This is a genomic window from Viridibacillus sp. FSL E2-0187 (genome assembly GCF_038006425.1).
Taxonomy (GTDB): domain Bacteria; phylum Bacillota; class Bacilli; order Bacillales_A; family Planococcaceae; genus Viridibacillus; species Viridibacillus arvi.
In genome coordinates, this window is record NZ_JBBOVG010000001.1 from 3,160,381 (window position 1) to 3,184,656 (window position 24,276).

Consider the following 24,276-nt stretch of genomic DNA (forward strand, 5'->3'; position numbering starts at 1 on the left):
TTGTGAACATCTAGACAAATTAAAAAATTGAATGGTAAGCTTGAATACCAAAATAAATACCAAATCCAATCATCGATAAAGAAGAAATGACGGAAATGATTCTTAAAAATGATGTCGATAATATTTTCCGTGAACCACCTGATATAGTGGCCATTATTAAATCGACTAAAGAAATGCCCAGTAATATGAATGCACTATAAAGAATTATTTCTACCCCTGATAATGTTCCCGCTCCTCCTACAAGGACCGATCCATATATACCTAACCAAAAAAGGATTGTTAATGGATTTAACAATGCCATTAAAAAACCTGATAATAATGAATGTCTTAAACGAACCACTTTTCCAAATTTTGAATCCATCTCAATAGTATGTAATGTAAGTAGGTTTTCAATCCCTGTGTACATAAGTACGAAAAAACCGAATGACCAAAGTAGCGTTTTTATAAAAGGTATTTCTATAAAGTGCCCAATGCCAAAGTACACCATGACCATATATAAAATATCGGTGACGATTGCACCAAGCCCAAAAAACCAAGCATGGAAAAATCCATTTTTAATACCTGTATTTAATAAAGTTGCTTTAACAGGGCCAATTGGTGTGGCTAAAGATACCCCTAAAAAGAAGTAGGGAACTATGGAATTCATGAAATACCCCTCCGATATAATAGTGTCTTTGCATCATATTCAAGGCGCATTACTTGTACGACAATTTTAAAAAAGAAAATTCTAAGTATAATTAAACCTAGCTCTAATATTTTTTTATTAAAGGTTTTTTCGTCATTATCATTAATAAATCCATTTTCCAAAATATTTACTAGACAATAAAAAAACGAAGGATGTCAATTTTCATCCTCCGTCATGATACTTGTTATTTTAAATACATTGAGGTTTTCCTATAAATAATTTCAGGTACTTCTAGATCTAGGTCAAACTAAATAAATTTCAGTAAAGCCGAATACGTCTGATTTCTACGTTTATTACATTAAGAAATGTGGAGTATTCTGTAAAAATAGGATCTTACTATTATTTATTCAAGGAGTTTTTCAATATGCGAGTTGCAAATTACTTCACATTTCATGCTTCCAAAGCACATGACATAGTAGTATTAGAACGATTTCTTTTCCAATTTCACTTACTATCCTACCAAATGTTAATATCATAGCAACTACTATTGATAAACTTGTATAGAAACATGCTCCAATTACGTTGTAGCAGATGATTACCTTGTAGATACGAATAATTTAACATTATATTATGTGAAAACCTCTATCAAAATATATTAATTGCAAAACTAAATCTATTTATCAAGGTAATCGTACTATGGTACTCTAATTTTCGATTGAAAAGGAAGTTGGCTAACATACCGCATTCATAACTGGATCATTTTTCGTCATTGAGCCGCATTTTTAATAGTTTTATATATTCTTTAGCAATTTCATAATCTGAGAATGGGACGACTTCATTACCAATTATTTGAGTCGTTTCATGCCCCTTTCCCGCGATTAAAACAGTATCCCCAGGATTAGCTTCAGCTATTGCACTTTCAATCGCTTGTTTTCGATTAATTTTAATTGCATATGGTGTCAGATCAATGCCCTGTGCAATTTGAGCAATGATCATATCCGCTTGTTCTCTACGGGGATTGTCACTTGTTAACCATATTTTATGAGCATAACTATCTGCTACTTTCCCCATTTCACGACGTTTTCCTTGATCCCGATCTCCCCCACAGCCAAAAACAACTATTAATTTCTTTTTAGATATTAATTTAAGAGATTGTAAAACCGCTACAAGAGCACTCGGTGTATGAGCGTAGTCAACGATGATTCGTATACCAAGATCATTCTCTACTTCTTGTTGTCTTCCTGAAGGCAATGTGAGATAAGGAATACTTGGAGCAATGATTTGAAGCGAATATCCAAGTTGTTGTACAGTTGCCACTGCTGCTAATACATTTTGTTGGTGGTGCTCTCCTACAAATGGCATCGTTAGTTCAACTGGATTTTCCAAATACTGCACAAGTAAAACGGTGGAAGTACCATTTATCTCTTTATGAATGACGCTAATGTCCGCGGTTCGATGTCGACCAAAAGTAAAGGATCTTACATGATGCTGTTTCATATTTAAACAGAATGGATCGTCAGCATTAACGATTATTTTATTTGCAAAAGTAGCCAATTTTCTCTTGGCTAATTCATACTTTTCCTTACTACCATGTTCATCATAATGGTCTCTACTCATATTTAAATATACACCATAGTCAATTGGGCAATGATCTAATCGATGTTGCGACAATCCTAAAGAAGATGCTTCTATAATAATATACTTCACGCCCAAGTCTACGCATTGCGCAAAAATCGGGTACAAATAGGTTGGAGGTGGTGTGGTCATAGAGGATGTATTCTGATCCTGACGCTCACCATTTATCCATAATCCTAATGTGCCAAGTACAGCTACTTTAGCTCCAAGCTTTTGTAATATCTGCCCAATAAAATGCGTTACAGTTGTCTTGCCATTTGTTCCGGTCACCCCAATGACAGTCAATAACTCAATTTTATCCCCTACAACAGCTTTACATGCATAGGATAAAAATGTTGAACAATCAGGTACCCAAACATGAGGCACTTCTGAATGTTCAATTGGCTGGTCTTGATCATACACAATGGCTACTGCCCCTTTTTCCACTGCTTCGGAAACAAAGTGCCAACCATTATGCTGTTTTCCTTTCCTTGCAACGAAAATATTACCTGGCTGGATTTGTTCTGCAACATCAGTTATTCCACTAATTTCTACACGTATCGAGCCGCCCTGTACTTCACAAGGCCAATCCTTAATAAGCTCTGCTAAGATCAACTGCTTTCCTCCTGCACGTTTTTAACATCATCGAATACATTATTACAATCCGCTATTCACTTGTATCGTATGAAGAGAGTGCACAAAATGACACGAAGAAAGATGGGAGTATTCACTATGATTATTCAAAAGTTTGGTGGAATCGCAATGCAATCCGAAGCTTCGCGTAAACATTGCATCCTTCATATACGTAAGGCTATTCATAAATTTGAAAAGGCAGTTATCGTTGTTTCAGCTATGGGCCGCGGTGGTGATGCTTATGCCACTGACACCTTGTTAACCTTAACAAGCGCTTTTAAAAACGATTCTAAATCTAAAGACCTCGTTGCAGCATGTGGCGAGATGATTGCAGCAGCAGTCATTTCAGCTGAATTAGAACAAAGTGGTATCGATAATACTTTGTTGTATGGTCAAGGGATTGGTATTGAAACATCCGATAACTTTGGTGATGCAGAAATCCATGCTGTTCACACAACAGCCATTGAAAAAGCTTTAAGCGAGACTTCTTGCGTCATCGTCCCAGGTTTTCAAGGTTCCACTGCAGAGGGAGATATTACTACGTTAGGACGTGGCGGTAGTGATTTAACCGCGGCGCTACTTGGAGCTGCCTTGAAGGCACAATTTATTGAATACTATAAAGACGTTCCTGGAGTTATGACCTACAATCCTAAAATTAATGCTAACGCAGAATTAATTTCGAAATTAACGTATCCCGAATTCCACGAGTTACTCAATGATAGCCATCCAATAGTGCAAAAAAAAGCAGCGGAGACGGCAGAAAAACACCATCTCACACTGCATATTCGAAATACTTTTTCTATGGATCAAGGAACACTAATCATACCTGCTATTCATCATGGCTCATCCGATATACTATCTATACTTTGAATAAACACCTGTGAAAAGTGTTTACCAAAAGCACCCGATCCGAGCTGATTATAGTCTTCATTTAATAATGTGTCTCGGTGTTTCTCTGAATTAAGTAATCCATTAATTGCTTCGGGAGCATCTAGGTAATCCTCCGCTATATTTTCTGCTGCCATATCAAAATTAACAACTGCATTTTTTAATCGCTCTTTTAAAGTATCTGGCTGAACGCCCTCTTTTGAAAAATTGCCAAGCGCTAAACTTGCAGCATGACTTTGAGCAATACTATTTAAATCAATTGCTGCGTTTAAAGCTGGCAACCCTTTTTGAGTCCGATAAACGTTCGTCAAATCAAAAAGTTGTCGCTGATTCGCTAAATCTATTTCAACTTGTAAATAAGATGAAGGTACGTTTGGTGTAATCATGTCGCCCACATATGTCATATCATAAGGCTGCTGTTTCACTAGTGTTTCTCCATCAATGAAGCGTACTGCCTGTAAGGTTCGATCTTTCGCATCAAAATACATTTGAGCATATAAACCATCATACATCGTTAAAATACGTGTTTTCATATCTTCTTCATCTAAAATAAAAGTGTAAATATTTTCTTCAATTTGTACATTGACTTCTGTATCAATAATAGTAGAACGATATATATCATCTAAAGACTGACCTATTTTAAAAGGTGTAGCTTCACCATTAACACCGGCAATATACACTTGTGTTACTTTACGTCCCTCTACACCAACCATTAAATAATCATCATAACCCTCATCGTATACCCACCACTCATAACCATAAGCAGACGGTTCTACTCGGCTTGGCTTGCCTTTTAATTTTTCTAATGCATTAGTAGACTTTCCTACTAATGAGGATAGTCCATCTTTCGGTCTAGGTATTGCCTTATCATTCACATTTGGAACATCTTGATTAGGTATTACTTTTCCTTGTGAATTTGGAGCTGTTAATAGTTCATTTTCCTTTACGGACTGATTTGTATAGAAGAAAACAACTAATATAGCTGCTAATATAATTAATATTCGAAATAACGCTTTCACATGGCCTCTCCCCAATTTGTTTAGTTATTTTATTATACCAATTGCCGTGATGTATTCACAATGTTGCCATTGCAACCGATGCATTTTTGCTCTATTATAAAATGGAACGTATATATGGTACGATGAGTCAAAGGAGGACGAAATTTATGTATTTCGAAAATACAGGACTTGAAAACACTTTAGCTGACATTACACTTCTTGATGATCTTATGCGCGAACATGGTTTAATCCGTGCTACAGGCTGGGACTACGAACGCGTAACTTGGGACAGACGCTTTGATGTACGTGAAGGTACATTCTACCTACGTGTATTCGGTTTCACAAAAGAAGGTGACATCGGCGCTAATGATGCAATGATTACACTATTAAAACCAGCTCTTGGTAAACACTACTTCCCACACGGTGTAGAATATGGTGAAGGTGAAGTATTCCCTGCCCATCTAGTAAAATCTTGCCAAGAAATTTTAAAATCTCTTGAAAAACAAATTAAATCATTTGAAATTCATGCTTAATAGTTTTATTTAAGTGCTGGTATCTTTCAGCACTTTTTTTATTGGATAAAAATTAGAAATTTATCCATACTATGAGCGTAAATTTAAAAGATAGGTGATTTGATTGGCTAAATCCAGTTTTTTTAGTATATTAAAAAAAATCTTACTAACTATTATAGTCTTATTACTATTATACATTTTGATTCCAGCATCTATACCTATTTTACTATCTCTTGTGACCGCTCTGTTACTTGAGCCACTTATACAACTTCTACAGCGAAAATGGATTAAATCCAGACGATTTTCAGTCATCATTATATTCTCTCTCTTTTTAATCGTATTATCAAGTATCCTGTACTTCGCCATCACAAATGCTATCACTCAAGTCTCTCATTTATCAAAAATAGCTCCTGAACTTTTCGACCAATTAACCGCCTCTTGGATGAATCTTCAAAATCGATTAGCAAAGATCACTCACGATCTACCTATTGAAGTAATTACTGAAATTCAACTTGGTATTGACAGAGTCATTGAAAGACTTCAATCCTCATTTATCGAATTCTTTAACTATGATAGGTTAAAAATGATCGTATCTAAGCTACCGTTTTTTTTACTCAATTTACTTGTTTATATGTTTGCTTTATTTTTATTTATGTCTGAAATGCCGAAACTCAAAAAAAAGTTTAACTCATATATTTCTCAAAATAAGGCTGAAAAGTGGAAAGTACTTTTTCAAAAACTCCATATTGTATTATTTGGTTATATTAAAGCTGAAATAATCGTTAGCTTATGTGTTTTAGTTGTTACTTTTTGCGCTTTACTATTCATCATTCCTAAATACGCCATTATTATGGCTTTAATCATCTGGTTTGTCGATTTACTACCTATATTAGGTGCCATTGTTATATTAGCTCCTTGGGCGATCTACGCTATGCTTACTGATCAAATGGCAATGGGTATCAAGTTGGCAGCATTAGCGATTGTCATTATTATTCTTCGCCAAATATTAGAGACGAAGGTTATGAGTGCTCAAATCGGATTACCTCCACTTGCTACATTAATTAGTATGTATATCGGCTTACAATTATTTGGGTTCTTAGGTTTTTTTATAGGTCCATTAATTGTCATGGTATTTATAACAGCTAAGGAAGCTGGATTACTAAGCAAATTTATCAAATAAAAAAGCTGTTCCCCTAAATAATAATAAGGGAACAGCTTTTTATCTTTACTGACTTAAAATAGCTTTAATAACTGAAGTTGTTTCTCCACCTTTGTATAATACATAAAGTAATATATATACTGCTACGCCTGTAATGGCTGTGAAGAACCAAATCACACTTGTAATCGGTCCAATTTTACGATGACGTACAAGGTTATTTTTGAATCCTGCTAATAACGTTACGATACCGAAAACGGCACCTGTAGTTGCCAAGCAAATATGGAATACAAGGAAAATTGTATAATAAATTTTCAAATTATCTGGTCCACCAAATGCTGTATTACCAATAAATACAGTACGTGATACGTAAATAATAAAGAATAACATTGCAGATATTGCAGCTGCAATCATGGTTTTCTTATGCGCTTCAATTTTTCTTTGTTTAATTAGTGCCCAACCAATTGCTACTAAGATAGCACTTAATGCAATAAAAGTTGTACTAATTGTAGGTAAAATAGGTACATTCATGCGTTTTTCTCCTAACAATCTTTTTGGTATTAATTATACTGATTAGCATTTAATTGTTGTCTTTCCAATAAAGCTTTTTGCGTAATTTCTTCCGCGTTCTCTTGTTCATTACGATACCATTTAACAAATACTTTACCTAATACAGCTGCAAAGATAATTTCTTGAATAATTTTCATAATGATTCCGCCTAGCTGTTGATCGTACATAGGGTCCATATTAGTAAATAATTCTGGTCCCGATAATGATAGTCCTGCTAATGTTGATACAGGCACACATAATTCCATTGCTTTCATCCACAATTCACCATCTGTATATGTAGCATAGAATGGCGATGAAGCAAAAATAATTAACGCACAAGCAGGCGTGATAAGAACCGCATTCCCGATAATATAACCAACTTTGTGTAAATCCTTCATACGAGGTTGTCCCTCTACAGAATTAATAAGAGGCCAGTACATAAATAACGCTGATACAAACAGAAGTAATGTATACAATCCATGCATCGTTTCATTTAGTTTTATATAGTCCAAAACCATTGGAATATGATAAAAAGAGAATAATGCAACGAAAAATGCTAAAGCAAACATGGGCTTAGTCATAAAATGAAATACAGGTTTGATATAAGGTAATTCAATGACATACTTCCATAACCAATTTGGAATCCCTTGAATCAAGAAAATCGGTATTAATAAAAGTAGTAAAGCCATTTGCACCATATGCATTGTAAACATAATATGAGCCATTAAATCGACTGGCGAACCCATAACAATATATAGCAATATCATACTGATTACGAAATTGATCGCCTCTCGTTTCTTCAAAGGTTCACTCTCTTTGAAGTCCGTTCTCCATTTAACAGTAATAAGAAAATATAGTACAGTTAAAAACAAAATGACGCCTATTAAATAAGGGCTCCACATTGCTTGAAATCCAAATATACTTAGAGGCATAGTATTTCGCTCCTTTAGTCTCAATACCTCCATTATAAGTCCCAGCCCCACGAACTTCAATGAACGAATCATGACAATTTATTATTAAATGCTTTGCACGTTCGTTCAGCGGTGACAAGCACTGGAATTTTCGAATCAAAGTCATCTTTTCAGACTTTGACCGAGAAAATGGAAGTGACCTCGAGCCGCTAACGCGCAAAGCTGGATATCTCGCTTATGGAACGTAACCTAAGTTCGCGGCGTCCTGCCGCAACGGTTACGTGACCCACATCCTGTGGGCCCTCGACAAGCACTGAAACTTTCGAATCAAAAGCATCTTTCCAGCTTTTGACCGAGAAAGTGGAAGTGACCTCGAGCCGCTAACGCGCAAAGCTGGATATCTCGCTTATGGAACGTAACCTAAGTTCGCGGCGTCCTGCCGCAACGGTTACGTGACCCACATCCTGTGGGCCCTCGACAAGCACTGGATGTTGCAAACTAAAGTCATCTCTTCTTACTTTGACCGTGAGAAAAAACAATTCGAGAATTTAATACATAAAGTTTGATTGCATCTTCCATCCTTAACACTATCTAGCAAAAAAGCAAAAAACCGAGCCTGTAATAGACTCGGTTTTTTTGCTCTGGTTCTTACCACCAAATGATTGTTACAAAAGCAAGAATCATTGTAAAAGCGATGAATGCAGCAGAGTACATGAAGAATTGTGCCATTCCATGACCTTTTTCGCTCCAGTGCATAAAGTAATACAATTGTAGCGCTACTTGTACAGCCGCAAATAATAAAATAAGCGGTGCAACTAAGTAAGCAGACATTCCTGCTTGAACTGCAGCAAATGCGATGAATGTTAAGAAAATCATAATCGCAAATACTGTTACTTGATTACGCATACCTTGGTTTGCGCGTTTACGAGCATATTCATACTCGTGTTTACTTCTTGTACGTGCTTCAACGTCATGTGACATTAGCCCAACACTCCCATCAAGTAAACTACAGTGAAGATGAATACCCAAACTACGTCGATAAAGTGCCAGTATAATGAAGCTAAGTAGTACTTAGGCGCATTATAAAGGTTTAAGCCACGTTTAGAGTTACGTAGCATTAACAGGATAAACCAAGCTAAACCTAGAATTACGTGCAATCCGTGAGTACCTACTAAAGTGTAGAATGAAGAACCGAATGCACTTTGAGTAAATGTAAAGCCAAGGTGTACATAGTGATAGAACTCATAAATTTCAAGACCAAGGAATCCTAATCCTAATAAAACAGTAACGATTAACCAAGCTTGCATTGCTTTGAAATTATAGTTTTTCATATGATACATAGCATAAACACTTGTTAATGAAGAAGTTAAAAGTAACATCGTCATAATGAAAGCAAGTGGTAACTCAAAAAGACTTTGAGTTGAGAATTCCATTCCAGCTGGCCCTTTATTTTTTAGCGCTAAGAAAGTCGCAAATAAAGTAGCGAATAAAACTGTTTCACCACCAAGGAAAATCCAAAAACCAAGTGTTTTGTTTTTCCCTTCAAGTGTAGAGTTCTCGGGATGTGCTGGCCAAGATTGTGGGGTAAATTTCTTATTTAAATCCATTAGTGTTTACCCCCTTTTTCATTCATTAATTCCTCTTTATGAATATGATAACCTAAATCATCTTTTAGAGAACGAACAATCATTGAAGCGAATGTAATCGCTAAACCAATAATTAATACTGGAATTGACCAAGTTTTATCTGCATCTTGGTGATAAAGTGCACCAAATGCTGCAACGAATAAACCAAGTGAAATCATAAATGGAATGAATGAGTTGTTTGGCATATGGATATCTGAAATTGGTTCAGCATATGTCATACCCTCTTTGTTTCCTTCCATTTTTTCAATCCAAAAAGTATCTAATCCACGAACAAGTGGAGTTTGTTTAAAGTTATAATATGGTACTGGTTGCGGAATAGCCCACTCAAGAGTACGACCATCTTTCCATGGATCGCGTCCTGCTGGTTCGTTTTTAATAGCAGTGATAATTACGTTTACTACTAGTAAAATAACACCGATTGCCATTAAGAAAGCACCAACCGTACTAATTAAGTTGAATTGGTCCCAACCTTGTCCGCCCATGAATGTGAACACACGGCGTGGCATACCCATTAAGCCTAAGAAATGTTGAACAAAGAATGTACAGTGGAACCCAACAAAGAAGAATACGAATGTAATCTTACCAAGAGTTTCATTTAACATTTGATTGAACATTAAAGGCCAGTAATAATGTGCTGAAGCAAATAACGCTAATACGATACCACCAACGATAACGTAGTGGAAGTGAGCTACGATGAAGTAAGAATCATGTAGTTGGTAATCAAGAGGTGCAGATGCTTGCATTACCCCTGTTACCCCACCAGCTACGAATGATGGGATGAAACCTAATGCATAAAGCATAGGTGTCGTAACTTTAATGTTACCGCCCCAAATTGTTAATAACCAGTTAAATACTTTCATACCTGTTGGAACAGCAATCGCCATTGTTGCTACTGCGAAGATTGCGTTTGCAGTTGGTCCAAGACCTACAGTAAACATATGGTGAGCCCATACCATGAAGCCTAAGAAACCGATTAAGATAGTCGCAAATACCATTGAAGAGTAACCGAATAAGCGTTTTCTTGCGAATGTCGCGAAAATCTCAGAGAATAAACCGAATGCAGGAAGTACTAAGATATATACTTCAGGGTGACCAAAGATCCAGAATAAGTGCTCCCAGATAACTGTATTACCACCATTAATATGATCAAAGAAGTTAGCATCGAACATACGGTCGAAAATCATGAAGAATAATCCCACAGTAAGTGGAGGGAATGCGAATAAAATTAAAGCAGACGCTACAAATGTAGTCCATGTGAATAATGGCATACGCATATATGTCATACCTGGTGCACGCATGTTAATAATCGTTACAAGGAAGTTAATCCCCGCGATTAGTGTACCCGCACCTGAAATTTGTAAACCTAAAGCATAAAAATCAATACCATGACCTGGTGATGCTAGAGATAATGATGCATAAGAAGTCCAACCTGCATCAGGAGCTCCACCTAAGAACCATGAAAGGTTTAAGAAAATACCACCAAATAAGAATAACCAAAAACCTAAAGAGTTTAGGAATGGGAAAGCAACATCACGTGCACCAATTTGTAGTGGTACAGCGGCGTTCATAAATGCAAATAACAATGGCATTGCAGCTAAGAATATCATTGTTGTACCATGCATTGTAATAATTTCATTGAAAAGACCCGCACTCACAAAATCATTATCTGGTTTTGCTAGTTGGATACGAATAAGCATTGCTTCTATACCACCGACTACGAAGAAGAACGTACCGGCAATAAGGTAAAGAATGGCGATTTTTTTATGGTCTACTGTTGTTAAGTAGTCCCAAATAGTTGCGCCAAAGCCCTTTTTCTTTGCAGTTGAGCTCACAACTTTAACCTCCCTCAATATGATTTAAATCAAATTATTTTTCTACAGATAGACCCATTAAGTATGCGGCTAAAGCATCAAGCTCTTCATCTGTGAATTCTTTACCATTATTTAAAGCTTTTTCTTCTGGCATTATGTTTCCTGGTTTAAGCTCTTGTGAGTTTTTAATCCAGTCTTTAATACCATCTTCTGAGTGTTCAAGGAAACCTGCAACACGGTTACGATCTCCAAATGCAGCTAAGTTAGGTGCAACTCCGCCTCCAGTACCTTCACCAGAAACTGCGTGACATGAAATACAACTATTAGCGAATACTTGTTCACCTAAATCAGTTGATTTTTTATCAGCTGTTTTCCCTTTAGTAGCTTGCATGTTATCAACCCAATTGTCGAAGTTATCTTGGCTTAATGTTTTAACTTTGAAATCCATTAAAGCATGAGAAGGACCACAAAGTTCAGCACATTTACCATAGAATACTCCGTCTTTCAAACCGTCTGATTCTTTATCAAATGTCAAATAGAATTTGTTGATGTTATCAACGTTTGTATCCATTTTACCACCGATAGCTGGAATCCAGAATGAGTGTTTTACATCAGCAGCTTTTAAATTGAAGTACACTTTCTGACCTGTTGGTACTACTAATTCTTGAGAAGTTACGATACCTTGTTCAGGGTATTCGAATTCCCACCAATATAATTTAGCAGTAACGTTTACAGTAACCGCTTTCGCGTTACCGTCAGCGTCTTTCGCTTCCATCGCTTTAGTATCAGCGAATTTGTAAGTTAAACTTACAGTAGGTACAGCTAAGATTAATAATAAAACGATTGGAATTGCTGTCCAAATAATTTCTAGTGTATGACTACCTTCTACTTGTTTTGGAATTGTATTTTCTCCAACTTTTTTACGTCGGAACTTAACAATAGCAAGCACGTAGATGATAACCACTACGATAATAACAAACGTCATAATTGCAGTAGATAATAGCAGTAGATTGTATTGATCTTTACCAACTTGACCCGCTGGAGTTAACGTTGATAAATACTCTTCGCCACAACCTGAAAGGAAAATCGTTAGTGCTGCTAACAATCCGAATAGACGCCATTTTTTAAGCCCTTTCATCATAGCTTAATTAAACCCCTCTTTCTTTGTTGTATTTACATGTGTAACTAGGACTGTGGTTCATTCTATATGAATTCCTTTAAAGAAAGAATCCCAAAGTTAGGCAAAGACAGAGAAAATAATCATTGAAACAAATAAAATAGTCATATAATTTAATGAATAAATAAACATCTTATTCGCCCATTTTATATCATCTGTCGCTTTAAAACCTGTTAAAGCAAGTGCAAACCACCCAAGGTTCAATACTGTTGCGAGAATAATAAATCCTATTCCGAGCTTCATAAGTAAGAATGGTAGTGGGAATAACAATAATACCCATACTAACATTGAACGTTTAGTTCTTGCAAAGCCTTTAACAACTGGAAGCATTGGAATATTGGCTGCTCTATATTCTTCAGTACGTTTCATAGCAAGTGCATAAAAATGCGGTGGTTGCCATACAAACATTATCAAAAATAGTGCCAACGCACCAGAACCAAGTGATGGTTCAACAGAAGCCCAGCCGATTAGTGGTGGAATAGCTCCTGAGATACTTCCTACAACGGTATTACTTACATGCCTTCTCTTTGACCACATGGAGTACAAGACTACATAACATAATATGCCTGCAAGTCCCCACACACCGGCAGCAAAAGATGCCATAAATAACAAAAATTCACCTACAATTAAAAGAGAGAGAGCGATTGTCAGTACAAGGCTCGGTTTAAATCTACCAGTAACTGTCGGTCTTGACTTTGTCCGTTTCATTATTGGATCAATATCTAGATCAATATAATTATTCATCGCTCCAGATCCTGCAATAATGAATGCCGCACCTACTAAAGTAAAGAACATGATATTCAATTCATGTAAAAAATGTTTATCAGCGAATTGAAAGGCCAACCAAAGTCCTGTAAAAGTAGTAACTAAATTGGAATTAACAATACCAATTTTGATAAGTGCAAAAAAATCTTTTACTAGCGAACTTGTTTCAGGTTCCGAGTTTCCATTAGCAGACAATATACGACCATTTGACATATTACCCCTCCTTTCGATTGATAAGCATATTCCGTTAACCCTACTATAACGAAAAATAGCGTTGATTTCTAGACAGAAAGTGAAATTTCATGTCGAAGGGTTGATGGAACCAGTTTCTCTGACACAACATATCTATAGTAAATCATTTTCTTGTTTTAATTGTGAAGGTTCTTGTACGAAATTATGAACAATTTGTGAAATCGTTTTCTCTTTAGATTGACAATATTCTATACAAGTTGTTTTTTGGTCCTATTTTCGCTATCATCAGAAAGGCAGGTACCACCTTTCAAAAGGTGATTACTATATATAAAGTAGGTGGCAATTATGCAATATAGTAAATACATGAAATGGTTTGCAGTTGCTGCAACAATTGGAATGTTGCTCATTTTACTGGGCGGAGCACTCGTCACAAAAACTGATAGTGGTATGGGCTGTGGTAGAAACTGGCCTGATTGTAACGGTTCTCTAATACCAAAAGAAATAACTACAGAAGTGTTGATCGAATTTTCCCATCGTGTCGTTACTGGAGCCGTGTCATTTCTTATTTTGATTTTGACAGTTTGGGCTTGGAGAGTATTAGGACATATTCGTGAAGTGAAATTCTTATCTTTCATGGCATTATTCTTCTTGATTGCGCAAGCTTTAATCGGTGCTGCTCAAGTTTTATGGGGACAAGGCGATTTTATATTAGCGCTTCATTTTGGTATATCACTTATTTCATTTGCAGCAGTACTCTTACTCACATTAATTATTTTCGAAGTTGACCAAAAATTTGATGCGGACAAGGTCATTATTGGCAATACACTAAAGAGACATACAATAGGTGTTACAATCTATTCTTATCTCGTAGTATATACAGGTGCCTTAGTACGTCATACAAATGCGAGCTTAATTTGTCCAGATTGGCCATTATGTAATAACAAAGACATTGGATTACCTGCTAATTTCTATGAGTGGGTTCAAATGGGCCATCGTTTTGCAGCTGGATTAATCTTCGTTTGGATTTTATTCATTGCAATTCATGCTATTAAACATTATAAAGAACAACGTGTCCTCTATTGGGGTTGGATTATTGCACTAATAATAGTTTCTCTTCAAGTATTAGCGGGTATGGCTGTAGTACTTTCTCGCTTAAATATCTTATTAGCATTACTACATTCACTATTAATCACACTTTTATTTGGTTTATTGTGCTATATGATTCTATTATTATCTAGAAGTCGACAAAATCAAAAAAGTAACTAAGAATTTTAAATAAACAATATAAAACACGCCTTTGCAAATGCAAAGGCGTGTTTTTTTGCTAGTTATTCCATTTCAATTAGTAAATCACCTGTTGAAATTGCGTCTCCAGCAGCTACATAAATTTCTTTAATAACGCCGTCCTTCGGTGCTTGAACAGTCGTTTCCATTTTCATAGCTTCTGTAATCAGCAAATGCTCACCACGTTTTACTGGGCTACCTTTAGAAATAGCTACTTTCAATACTGTACCTGGCATTGTTGCACCAATTTGATCTGGATTTGCAGGGTCTGCTTTCGCTTTACGATCTCCATCTACCTCAACTGTCATATCTTGAATAATAATTTCACGAGGTTGACCGTTTAATTCAAAGTAAAGGACACGTGTACCATCATATTGAGCTTCTCCAATGGATACTAGCTTAATGATAAGTGTTTTACCTTTTTCTATCTCAACTTCAATCTCTTCACCCAGTCTTAAACCATATAAGAATGTTGGCGTATCTAATACCGATACATCTCCAAACATATCTACTGTCTTCATGTAATCTTCGAAGACTTTTGGATATAAAGCTGTCGCAAGTACTTCATGACTTGTTATTGGACGACTATATTTTTTAAATAATTCATCGCGAAGTTCTTTTAAATCTATTGGCTCTAATAATTCTCCCGGTCTTACAGTGATCGCTTCACGATCTTTTAAAATAACTTTTTGTAATTCCTCTGGGAATCCACCATATGGTTGTCCTAAATAACCTTGGAAGAATTCAATTACTGAGTCTGGGAAATCGATTGTTTTACCACGTTCAATGACTGTTTCTTCATCTAAATCATTTTGAACCATGAACAAAGCCATATCACCTACTACTTTTGAAGAAGGTGTTACTTTAACAACATCTCCAAATAGCAAGTTTACGCGGGAATACATACTTTTCACTTCTTCCCAACGGTCGCCTAGCCCGACACCTTTAGCTTGCTGCTGTAAGTTACTATATTGACCTCCTGGCATCTCATGAACGTATATTTCAGAATGTGGGCTATTCATGCCACTTTCAAAGTCGCTATAATATTTTCGAATATCTTCCCAGTAATATGAAAGTTTTTCTAGACCGTCAATGTCCGCTCTTACTTGTCGTTTGCTACCCTTCATCGCATAGTAAAGTGAATTAGCACTTGGTTGCGATGTTAGACCTGCCATTGAGCCTAGCGCTGTATCAATAATATCAACACCTGCTTCAATTGCTTTAGCATATAAATAGATACCATTGCCACTTGTATCATGTGTATGCAAATGAATTGGTAAATCTGTCGATGCTTTTAATTCAGAAATTAAACGATAAGCTGCTTCTGGCTTTAATAAGCCTGCCATATCTTTAATAGCTAAAATATGGGCCCCAGCAGCCTCTAATTCTTTCGCCATGTCTTTATAGTATTGCACTGTATATTTTGCTCTAGAGTCATCTAGGATATCTCCTGTGTAACAAATAGCTGCTTCTGCAATCTTACCCGACTGTCTTGTTGCATCAATGGCTACTTCCATTCCTTTAATCCAGTTCAAACTGTCGAAAATACGGAAAACATCAATTCCCGCATCTGAAGATTTTGAGATAAACTCTCTAATAATGTTATCTGAATAGTTTTTATAACCTACTGCGTTCGCACCACGCAATAGCATTTGGAATAGCACGTTTGGCATTTTTTCACGTAATTTAATTAATCGATCCCATGGGTCCTCTTTTAAGAAACGATATGCAACGTCAAAGGTTGCACCACCCCACATCTCTAGTGAGAAGAAATTATGCATAATTTGTGCTGTTTCATCTGCAATATTGAACATATCACGTGAGCGTACACGAGTCGCCAACAATGATTGATGTGCATCACGCATAGTCGTATCTGTTAACAATACATCATCTTGCTCTTTAATCCATTGAACAAGACCTTCAGGGCCACGTTCATCTAAGATTTGTTTCGTACCAGCTGGAATTGATTGTACAATTTTAATATCTGGTTTATGGGGTTTCGAGAAAATTGGCTTCTGTTGATACTCAATTCCAGGGAAACCATTAACCGTAACATTCCCGATATAACTTAATAGTTTTGTACCACGGTCTTTACGTGGAGAGAATAAAAATAGTTCTTGCGTTGTATCTATGAAACTTGTATTAAAATTACCATCTATAAAATTCGGATGACGAACAACATTTTCTAAAAACGGAATATTCGTTTTAATACCACGAATACGGAATTCTTGTAGATTTCGATCCATCTTAGCTGCTGCTTCTTTAAATGTCATTCCCCAAGTTGAAACTTTAACAAGTAATGAATCATAATATGGTGAAATAACTGCACCTTGGAAGCCGTTACCAGCATCTAAGCGTACTCCAAAACCTCCACCTGAACGATAAACCATCAATTTTCCAGTGTCAGGCATGAAATTATTTAACGGATCTTCAGTCGTTACACGCGATTGAATAGCAAATCCGAAAAGTGGGATTTGTGATTGCTCAGGAATGCCAATTTCTTCACTATGTAAAGATAAACCTTCTGCAATTTTAATTTGTGCATGTACAATATCAATCCCAGTTACCATCTCTGTAATCGTATGCTCAACTTGGATACGAGGATTTACTTCGATGAAATAAAATTGGTTACCCGCTACTAAAAATTCTACAGTCCCTGCATTTATGTAGGACACATTTTTCATTAATTTTATTGCAGCCTGGCAAATTTCTTCACGTAATTCAGGAGAAATTGAGTTCGAAGGTGCAATTTCAACAACCTTTTGATGACGACGTTGAATAGAACAATCACGTTCATATAGATGAACAATATTGCCTTCTTTGTCTCCTAAAATTTGTACTTCAATATGCTTTGGCTTGTCTACAAATTTCTCTACATACACTTCATCAGATCCAAATGCAGCTTTTGCTTCTGACTTGGCTCTATCATAAGCTTCTAAAGCATCATCAGCAGAGTGTACAACGCGCATACCGCGTCCTCCACCACCAAGGGCAGCTTTTATCATTAACGGGTAGCCATGCTGCTCACCAAACGCTAGCACCTCATCAATAGATGCAACAGGTCCATCTGTTCCAGGAATTACTGGAATATTAGCTGCGACAGCTTGTTCACGAGCTTTTACTTTGTCACCAAACATATCTAAATGATTAGAAGTTGGACCGATGAAAGTAACTCCCTCTTCTTCACAACGTTTAGCAAAATCTAAGTTTTCAGATAAAAAACCATAACCGGGGTGGATTGCGTCCACTCCTGCATCTTTTGCTATCGCTAAGATTCCTTCTATATCTAAGTATGCATCTATAGGCTTCTTACCATCACCAACAAGATACGCTTCATCAGCTTTGTAACGGTGATACGAGCCACTATCCTCTCTCGAATAGATTGCTACTGTTGTAATATTTAACTCTGTACACGCTCGAAACACGCGAATTGCTATTTCACCACGGTTTGCCACTAGAATTTTTTTAATTGCCATTTCCCTTACCCCCTAGACTTTATTCCTTTCCCTTTTAACAAACATGGAGACATTTATGAGAATCCCCATAGCTAAAGATAACAAAATTATCGAAGTTCCGCCATAACTAATAAAGGGTAGCGGAACACCAGTTAACGGTATAATCCCTGTTAATCCGCCGACATTTATAAACGTTTGGAACCCTATCATACTAGCAATACCAGCTGCTATCATTCTTGCCATTGGATCCTTTGTTCGTAAGGCAATAAGCAATGCTCGAATAACTATAAAGCCTAAACCACCTAAAACAATTGCGACCCCTAATGTGCCCAATTCTTCTGCGATAATCGCTAAAATAAAGTCTGTTTGTGGCTCTGGTAAATAACCCATTTTTTGTACAGATTGACCTATACCTAATCCTTTAATGCCTCCAGCACCAATCGCTAAATAACCGTTCACGATTTGATATCCAAAAAACTGCTCGTCCTCAAAAGGATTAAAGAAAGCGTTAATCCGCCCCATTCTTTTTTCAGTAAAAAAACTATCTCTTATGAAGAAAATACCAATTAGCGCAATTGCCATACAAACACCTAAAACACCAAGAATTTTACCAAAGGTTTTAAATTTAATTCCACTCGCTGCAATAACTGAAATAGCGATAAAGAATATAATCATCAGACCCCCTAAATCCGGTTCAAGAAAGACCATAAATGCCGCTGCAAAGAGAACGAAAATAGGCGGAATGATAGATTCATTAATATTATCTATTTTTCCCTTTTCGTATTTCTTCGTAAATACTGCAGAAAAATACAAAATGACAATAATCTTCACAAACTCAGATGGCTGTATATTTGCAAAACCCAGATTAATCCAACTTTTTGCTCCAGAGTTTCCTGGACTAAAGCCAAAAAAGTAAACAGATAAGAGCGAAATGAACATAAAACTCAACATCACTACAAGTACTTTATTTTCTTTATAAATTTTGTATGGAATAAAAGCACCAACTGCAAAAGCAATAGCACCAATACATAGGTTAATAATCTGCTTTTTATAAAAATAGTCAGCGCTATATCCTAATTTATTCACTGCCCATACCATACTTGCGCTATAAATCATAACAAGTCCAAAGAGACAAAGTAATAAATATGTAAAAAACAGTGGATAATCGAAATTCCTTGAATAATTTTTTAAGTATGTTTTCATGCGAATACCTCTTTTACTCATCTTGTAGCAAAAAAACCCAAACAACAGCGTGTTTGAGTTTTTTACTTATTTCTCTGTAAATGCATCATGCAACACAGATAATTCTTTTTCAAGTGAATCAAGAATCCCTCTTCCCTTTTCACGTTCAAGCAAGCCTAACTTAACTGCAAAATCAATTTCGCGTGATAAGCCAAACATTTGTGTATCTAAAACTTCTTCGTATAGTGGGCATTGTGGCATTGTTAAATGCTCCATCTGTACTCTAATAAGCTTAGCAATTTTATCTGCGTCAGCAATAAGGAGTTCCAATGCCTTCTCCTGATATGAACTTTGCGATTTTGTATCCATGAGGACGCCCCCATTACCTGATATTTCTTCTATTCTATCTTAATAAAGTTTATCTTTTGCGCAGTAAAATTGCAAGTATATAACTATTTAAACCGTGTAACCAATTTTATTTCTTTATTAACTACATAAATTAGCGGTATACTTAGATATGGAATGTACTATTCAAGGAGGAATTAACATGGAATCTATCATTCAAATTAAAGGTGCCGTGAATTTTGCTATCACATTAGATCCAACTGTTTGGATTTTTGATGATCGTAAATTAGATCTAGACACATATTTTACTGAAGAACGAGTAATTGTAAACGCTGACGAAGAGTACATGGAAAAAGCAGGTAAGCACTGGTCACGTGAAATTATGGAGGGTGCAACATTTCCACCAACTTTAAAATCCGAACGAAAATTCGAGAAAAAACACATGATGACCGGCACATTCGGTATCATATTAAGACCCTTCCTAAACAATGCAGAAATTAAAGATGGTGCGACTACAGTTATTCTAGAATGCCGAGATGGCTCTGAATATAACTTCTCCATAGAAGATGCTGAGTCCCTTATCTTAAAATATAGCCAAGACGGTAAAATGCTGACTGATAACGGTCCTGTTTATGTACTCAACGGTGACGGTTCAAATGTAGAGAACCCAATTAAAGGTCTTGTAGCAATTCGAGTAGAATAGGAGGGACTTAAACGATGCGAGTTAAGTGTGTCATTTGCGATTCTATTAATGAATTACCCGATTATTCACCAGAAGCAAAAAAATTGCGAAATCGCCCTATCCATACGTATATGTGCCCTATATGTCATGATCGCATTTCAGAAAGAACAAATGCCCGTTTAGCAACTGGTCGATTTATCTTTAGAAAAAAACACTCACTTGTCGAAGATGAATTCTAGTTATTCATTGTAATATAGGTTAAATAAAATATAAAAAGAGCAATTGAGATTCAGCTACTAGCTTGTTCTCAATTGCTCTTTTTCATGTGATTTACTAGACCATTATTGCACTGTTTGTGCTTTTTTATCTCTACGCAGACCAATTTTATACATGATTAGCACAAGTGCGATAATCAATAATCCTTCTACTACAGGTAAATAAGTTGCAAAGAATGTCAAAAAGATACAGCCAACAAACAAGAAGAAATAAATAACGATATTTTGCCAAAACTTAAGTTTTTTCGCGAATCCTAGATTGTAAACAACAATCGACAATGCAAAAATAAGCACTAACAAAATATTACTAGCAACACTAAAATCAGATGCAGTTTGATAAACATACTTGGCTACCGGATACATTTTATCAAATACAAATGCATCATTATTTGATACATCAGGTGCGGCAAGTTGAATAAAATTCAGTTCACTTAAAAAACCGGATTTAATATCCAAGACTTTCCTTCCTTTCGTTTAGCGAATGATTACTCAGCGCTACGTGATTTCTTAGCTTCTTTTTCGCGTTCGTTTTTATTTAAAATTTGTTTACGAAGGCGAATAGATTCTGGTGTTACTTCACAGTACTCATCTTCAGCCAAGTATTCTAATGCTTCTTCAAGAGTTAAAATACGTGGTTTTTTGATAACATTCGTTTGGTCTTTGTTAGCTGAACGGATGTTTGTTTTTTGTTTCATTTTGATGATATTAACAGTAATATCTGCATCACGTGTATTTTCACCAACAATCATACCTTCATAAATATCAGTACCTGGTTCAACAAATAGTGTACCACGGTCTTCAATTTGCATCATACCATAAGTAGTTGATTTACCTGTTTCCATAGAAACTAGTACACCTTGACGACGTCCACCGATTTTACCTGTTAATAATGGTTGATAGCTATCGAATGTATGGTTGAGAATACCGAAACCTTTTGTTAAAGACATAAATTCAGTTGTATAACCAATTAATCCACGAGCAGGTACCATGAAGATTAAACGAACTTGGCCACTACCATTGTTCACCATATCTAACATTTCACCTTTACGTAAACCTAATGATTCAATAATTGAACCTACAGAATCTTCAGGTACATCAATTTGTACACGTTCAAATGGTTCACATTTTACACCATCAATTTCTTTAACGATAACTTTTGGTTTAGATACTTGTAATTCATAACCTTCACGACGCATGTTTTCAATCAAAATCGATAGGTGAAGTTCACCACGACCCGAAACAGTCCAAGCATCTGGAGAATTAGTATTTTCTACACGTAAACTTACATCTGTTTGTAATTGAGCGCGTAAACGTTCTTCAATTTTACGTGATGTTACCCATTTACCTTCGCGACCTGCAAAAGGTGAGTTGTTTACTAAGAAAGTCATTTGTAATGTTGGTTCATCGATACGTAAAGGTGTTAAAGCTTCTTGGTGTTCAGTTGGACAAACAGTTTCACCTACGTTAATGTCTTCCATACCTGAAACAGCAATTAAATCACCTGAGTATGCTTCTTCAACTTCTTCACGTTTTAATCCGAAGAAACCAAAGATTTTAGTTACACGGAAATTTTTCACAGTGCCATCAAGTTTCATAAGTGCAACTTGTTGTCCAACATGGATTTTACCGCGGAATACACGACCGATACCAATACGGCCAACATAGTCATTATAATCAAGTAATGCTACTTGGAATTGTAAAGGTTCATCACTAGTATCAGCTGGTGCTGGAATGTGACTAATAATTTCTTCAAATAAGCATTTCATATTTTCTTCTTGTTTAGCTGGGTCTGAATCAAGTGATGCAGTACCATTTACACCAGAAGCAAATACGACTGGGAATTCTAATTGATCTTCATCAGCACCTAATTCGATTAATAAATCAATTACTTCATCCACTACTTCTGTAGGACGAGCTGAATCTTTATCGACTTTGTTTACTACTACGATTGGTGTTAATTTTTGCTCTAATGCTTTTTTCAACACAAAACGAGTTTGAGGCATACAACCTTCATATGCATCTACAACTAATAGTACACCGTCAACCATTTTCAGGATACGTTCAACTTCTCCACCGAAATCGGCATGTCCTGGTGTGTCTAGGATATTGATACGAGTACCTTCGTAGTTTACTGCTGTATTCTTCGCTAAAATTGTAATACCACGTTCACGTTCGATGTCGTTCGAGTCCATTGCTCTTTCTGCGACATTTTCGTTAGAACGAAAAGTACCAGATTGTTGTAATAATTGGTCAACCAATGTCGTTTTACCATGGTCAACGTGAGCTATAATTGCAATATTTCTAATGTCTTGACGTAAATTTGTCATTATTCCACTCCACATTCTATTTTCGAGTCCATAACTGTGTTATTATAACACAAGAGATGTTTTTTGTCTTTTCTTAACAACTAGTATTTCAAATTTTTTTATTATTTCACAGTATAATTATTAGTTCGACATTAAGTGATAATCACTTATAAGTCAAACAAATTCATCAACTGGAGGATTTAAAATGAAAAATGCTAAAGTCGTTATGGCTTTTTTTGCATTAGCTGCAGTGCTAGCTATGTGTTCAATAGGAATTGCAGTTGCCTTTAAAAGCGTAATTGGTATCTTTGGTGCCATTATTTTGGTTTGTGCCATTATGGGCTATGGCTTCAAAACTAAACGACAATTCCGTGATAAAGGTTTGCTGTAACTCTACTCAAATAAAAAGAATGAACTGGCAATTTGCGAGTTCATTCTTTTTATTTATATCTATATTCTATTTCAAATCAACGTATTGTTCAATGATTGTCTTATGAATTTTAGGATTTGCAATAATAAATGTATCTTGTTCTTCCAAATTAATCGCTTCATTTCCTAAGTTTGACACAATCGCACCGACTTCATTTGCAATCACTGCACCACCAGCAATATCCCAAGGTGATAATCGCATAGACATATAAGCATCCATCCGTCCACATACTACTGAAGCAATCTCTAAAGTAGCAGAGCCATACGATCTTGTCCCTCTAACATGATGAACAAGGTCAATCATCTTATTGTGTTCGATGTAGCGATTTGGTGTAACCCAAGTAGCGTTTATCCCAATAATAGCTTCGTGTAGCGGTAATGGTTGCAGCCGTTCTAACTGACGATCATTCATATATGCTCCTTGTCCCTCGATAGCATAATATAAATCATTGCGCATTACATCGTATATGTACCCTAGTTTTCCAATGCCATCAACATAAATGCCAATAGAAATTGCAAAATTACGATGCTGTCGTATGAAATTCATCGTCCCATCAATCGGATCAATTATCCATACGACACCATCCAATGATTCAAGGGGTTCCCCCATCCCTTCCTCACCGAGAATTTTAAATGCGGGATCATAAGAATGAATTTGTTCAATAAAAAATAATTCTGTTTCACGATCAATATTCGTTACAAGATCATTCGCATTTGCCTTTGTCTCGATTTCTAACTTTTCAGAAAGTGATTGACGAATTCGTTCGCCTGCTTCATGAATAATTTTAACTGTAAATTCATGTATTGCTGTAATCTCCAACATAGCCCCACCTTTCGAAGC

The 24,276-nt window shown here is 36.1% G+C and carries 23 protein-coding genes; 7 read left to right on the forward strand and 16 right to left on the reverse strand.

The window, feature by feature from the left end; genetic code table 11:
• Positions 1-19: 19 nt before the first annotated feature.
• Complete coding sequence (locus MHH85_RS15520; RefSeq protein WP_193738635.1) at positions 20-646, reverse strand: LysE family transporter; 627 nt, start codon at positions 644-646, stop codon at positions 20-22.
• Positions 647-1,381: 735 nt separating this feature from the next.
• Positions 1,382-2,854 carry a UDP-N-acetylmuramoyl-L-alanyl-D-glutamate--2,6-diaminopimelate ligase gene (locus MHH85_RS15525; protein WP_340707665.1) on the reverse strand — a complete coding sequence of 491 codons (1,473 nt, stop codon included), beginning with the start codon at positions 2,852-2,854 and terminating at the stop codon, positions 1,382-1,384.
• An 87-nt stretch (positions 2,855-2,941) separates the two neighbouring features.
• Between MHH85_RS15525 and MHH85_RS15530 the strand changes: the two genes are divergently transcribed.
• Positions 2,942-3,742 (forward strand): amino acid kinase family protein, encoded by an 801-nt coding sequence (locus tag MHH85_RS15530; protein ID WP_227751999.1) that lies wholly within the window; start codon positions 2,942-2,944, stop codon positions 3,740-3,742.
• Here the strand turns inward: MHH85_RS15530 and MHH85_RS15535 are convergent.
• Positions 3,709-4,779: a CAP domain-containing protein gene (locus MHH85_RS15535; protein ID WP_193738633.1), complete on the reverse strand. Its 1,071-nt coding sequence runs from the start codon at positions 4,777-4,779 to the stop codon at positions 3,709-3,711. The two genes, MHH85_RS15530 and MHH85_RS15535, sit on opposite strands and share 34 nt — an antisense overlap.
• 146 nt (positions 4,780-4,925) lie before the next feature.
• On the opposite strand from MHH85_RS15535, the gene MHH85_RS15540 reads away from it, so the two are divergent.
• Both MHH85_RS15540 and ytvI read left to right on the forward strand, forming a co-directional pair.
• Positions 4,926-5,291, forward strand: a complete 366-nt coding sequence (locus MHH85_RS15540) for a YugN family protein (RefSeq protein WP_193738632.1) — start codon at positions 4,926-4,928, stop codon at positions 5,289-5,291.
• A gap of 103 nt (positions 5,292-5,394) precedes the next feature.
• On the forward strand, positions 5,395-6,450 hold the full coding sequence (gene ytvI / locus MHH85_RS15545; protein WP_340707666.1) for a sporulation integral membrane protein YtvI: 1,056 nt from the start codon (positions 5,395-5,397) through the stop codon (positions 6,448-6,450).
• A gap of 45 nt (positions 6,451-6,495) precedes the next feature.
• Here ytvI and MHH85_RS15550 read toward each other — a convergent pair whose 3' ends face one another.
• From MHH85_RS15550 to cyoE, 7 genes are all read right to left on the reverse strand, one after another.
• Positions 6,496-6,957, reverse strand: a complete 462-nt coding sequence (locus MHH85_RS15550; protein ID WP_053417569.1) for a DUF420 domain-containing protein — start codon at positions 6,955-6,957, stop codon at positions 6,496-6,498.
• A gap of 29 nt (positions 6,958-6,986) precedes the next feature.
• Complete coding sequence (gene ctaG / locus MHH85_RS15555; RefSeq protein ID WP_340707667.1) at positions 6,987-7,907, reverse strand: cytochrome c oxidase assembly factor CtaG; 921 nt, start codon at positions 7,905-7,907, stop codon at positions 6,987-6,989.
• A gap of 627 nt (positions 7,908-8,534) precedes the next feature.
• Positions 8,535-8,867: a cytochrome C oxidase subunit IV family protein gene (locus MHH85_RS15560; RefSeq protein WP_038183700.1), complete on the reverse strand. Its 333-nt coding sequence runs from the start codon at positions 8,865-8,867 to the stop codon at positions 8,535-8,537.
• Positions 8,867-9,493 carry a cytochrome (ubi)quinol oxidase subunit III gene (locus tag MHH85_RS15565; protein ID WP_038183699.1) on the reverse strand — a complete coding sequence of 209 codons (627 nt, stop codon included), beginning with the start codon at positions 9,491-9,493 and terminating at the stop codon, positions 8,867-8,869. The genes MHH85_RS15560 and MHH85_RS15565 overlap by 1 nt, the downstream gene beginning before the upstream one ends.
• Positions 9,493-11,364 (reverse strand): cytochrome c oxidase subunit I, encoded by a 1,872-nt coding sequence (gene ctaD, locus MHH85_RS15570; RefSeq protein WP_193738627.1) that lies wholly within the window; start codon positions 11,362-11,364, stop codon positions 9,493-9,495. Before ctaD ends, MHH85_RS15565 begins: the two co-directional genes overlap by 1 nt.
• A gap of 34 nt (positions 11,365-11,398) precedes the next feature.
• Positions 11,399-12,484, reverse strand: a complete 1,086-nt coding sequence (coxB, locus tag MHH85_RS15575; RefSeq protein ID WP_038183693.1) for a cytochrome c oxidase subunit II — start codon at positions 12,482-12,484, stop codon at positions 11,399-11,401.
• A gap of 96 nt (positions 12,485-12,580) precedes the next feature.
• Entirely contained in the window at positions 12,581-13,498 is a 918-nt protein-coding gene (gene cyoE, locus MHH85_RS15580; RefSeq protein WP_340707668.1) for a heme o synthase, read from the reverse strand.
• A gap of 324 nt (positions 13,499-13,822) precedes the next feature.
• On the opposite strand from cyoE, the gene MHH85_RS15585 reads away from it, so the two are divergent.
• Entirely contained in the window at positions 13,823-14,743 is a 921-nt protein-coding gene (locus MHH85_RS15585) for a COX15/CtaA family protein (protein WP_193738625.1), read from the forward strand.
• Between the two features lie 62 nt (positions 14,744-14,805).
• On the opposite strand, the gene pyc is transcribed toward MHH85_RS15585, so the two are convergent.
• The 3 genes from pyc to MHH85_RS15600 form a co-directional block, all read right to left on the reverse strand.
• A complete protein-coding gene (gene pyc, locus MHH85_RS15590; RefSeq protein WP_340707669.1) occupies positions 14,806-18,237 on the reverse strand; it encodes a pyruvate carboxylase in 3,432 nt (1,143 codons plus the stop codon).
• A gap of 12 nt (positions 18,238-18,249) precedes the next feature.
• Positions 18,250-19,419, reverse strand: a complete 1,170-nt coding sequence (locus tag MHH85_RS15595) for an FtsW/RodA/SpoVE family cell cycle protein (protein ID WP_193738623.1) — start codon at positions 19,417-19,419, stop codon at positions 18,250-18,252.
• A 66-nt stretch (positions 19,420-19,485) separates the two neighbouring features.
• Complete coding sequence (locus MHH85_RS15600) at positions 19,486-19,767, reverse strand: YlaN family protein (protein WP_193738622.1); 282 nt, start codon at positions 19,765-19,767, stop codon at positions 19,486-19,488.
• A 178-nt stretch (positions 19,768-19,945) separates the two neighbouring features.
• On the opposite strand from MHH85_RS15600, the gene MHH85_RS15605 reads away from it, so the two are divergent.
• Both MHH85_RS15605 and MHH85_RS15610 read left to right on the forward strand, forming a co-directional pair.
• A complete protein-coding gene (locus MHH85_RS15605) occupies positions 19,946-20,446 on the forward strand; it encodes a peptidyl-prolyl cis-trans isomerase (RefSeq protein ID WP_340707670.1) in 501 nt (166 codons plus the stop codon).
• Between the two features lie 14 nt (positions 20,447-20,460).
• Positions 20,461-20,664, forward strand: a complete 204-nt coding sequence (locus MHH85_RS15610; protein WP_053417579.1) for a YlaI family protein — start codon at positions 20,461-20,463, stop codon at positions 20,662-20,664.
• A 102-nt stretch (positions 20,665-20,766) separates the two neighbouring features.
• On the opposite strand, the gene MHH85_RS15615 is transcribed toward MHH85_RS15610, so the two are convergent.
• Positions 20,767-21,156 carry a YlaH-like family protein gene (locus tag MHH85_RS15615; RefSeq protein ID WP_227751998.1) on the reverse strand — a complete coding sequence of 130 codons (390 nt, stop codon included), beginning with the start codon at positions 21,154-21,156 and terminating at the stop codon, positions 20,767-20,769.
• 29 nt (positions 21,157-21,185) lie between these two features.
• Positions 21,186-23,027, reverse strand: coding sequence for a translational GTPase TypA (gene typA / locus MHH85_RS15620; protein WP_053417580.1), 1,842 nt, complete (start codon positions 23,025-23,027; stop codon positions 21,186-21,188).
• A gap of 184 nt (positions 23,028-23,211) precedes the next feature.
• Between typA and MHH85_RS15625 the strand changes: the two genes are divergently transcribed.
• A complete protein-coding gene (locus MHH85_RS15625) occupies positions 23,212-23,397 on the forward strand; it encodes a DUF5325 family protein (RefSeq protein WP_053417581.1) in 186 nt (61 codons plus the stop codon).
• A 66-nt stretch (positions 23,398-23,463) separates the two neighbouring features.
• Here the strand turns inward: MHH85_RS15625 and MHH85_RS15630 are convergent, their stop codons facing one another.
• Positions 23,464-24,255, reverse strand: coding sequence for an inositol monophosphatase family protein (locus MHH85_RS15630; RefSeq protein ID WP_193738620.1), 792 nt, complete (start codon positions 24,253-24,255; stop codon positions 23,464-23,466).
• Positions 24,256-24,276: the final 21 nt, after the last annotated feature.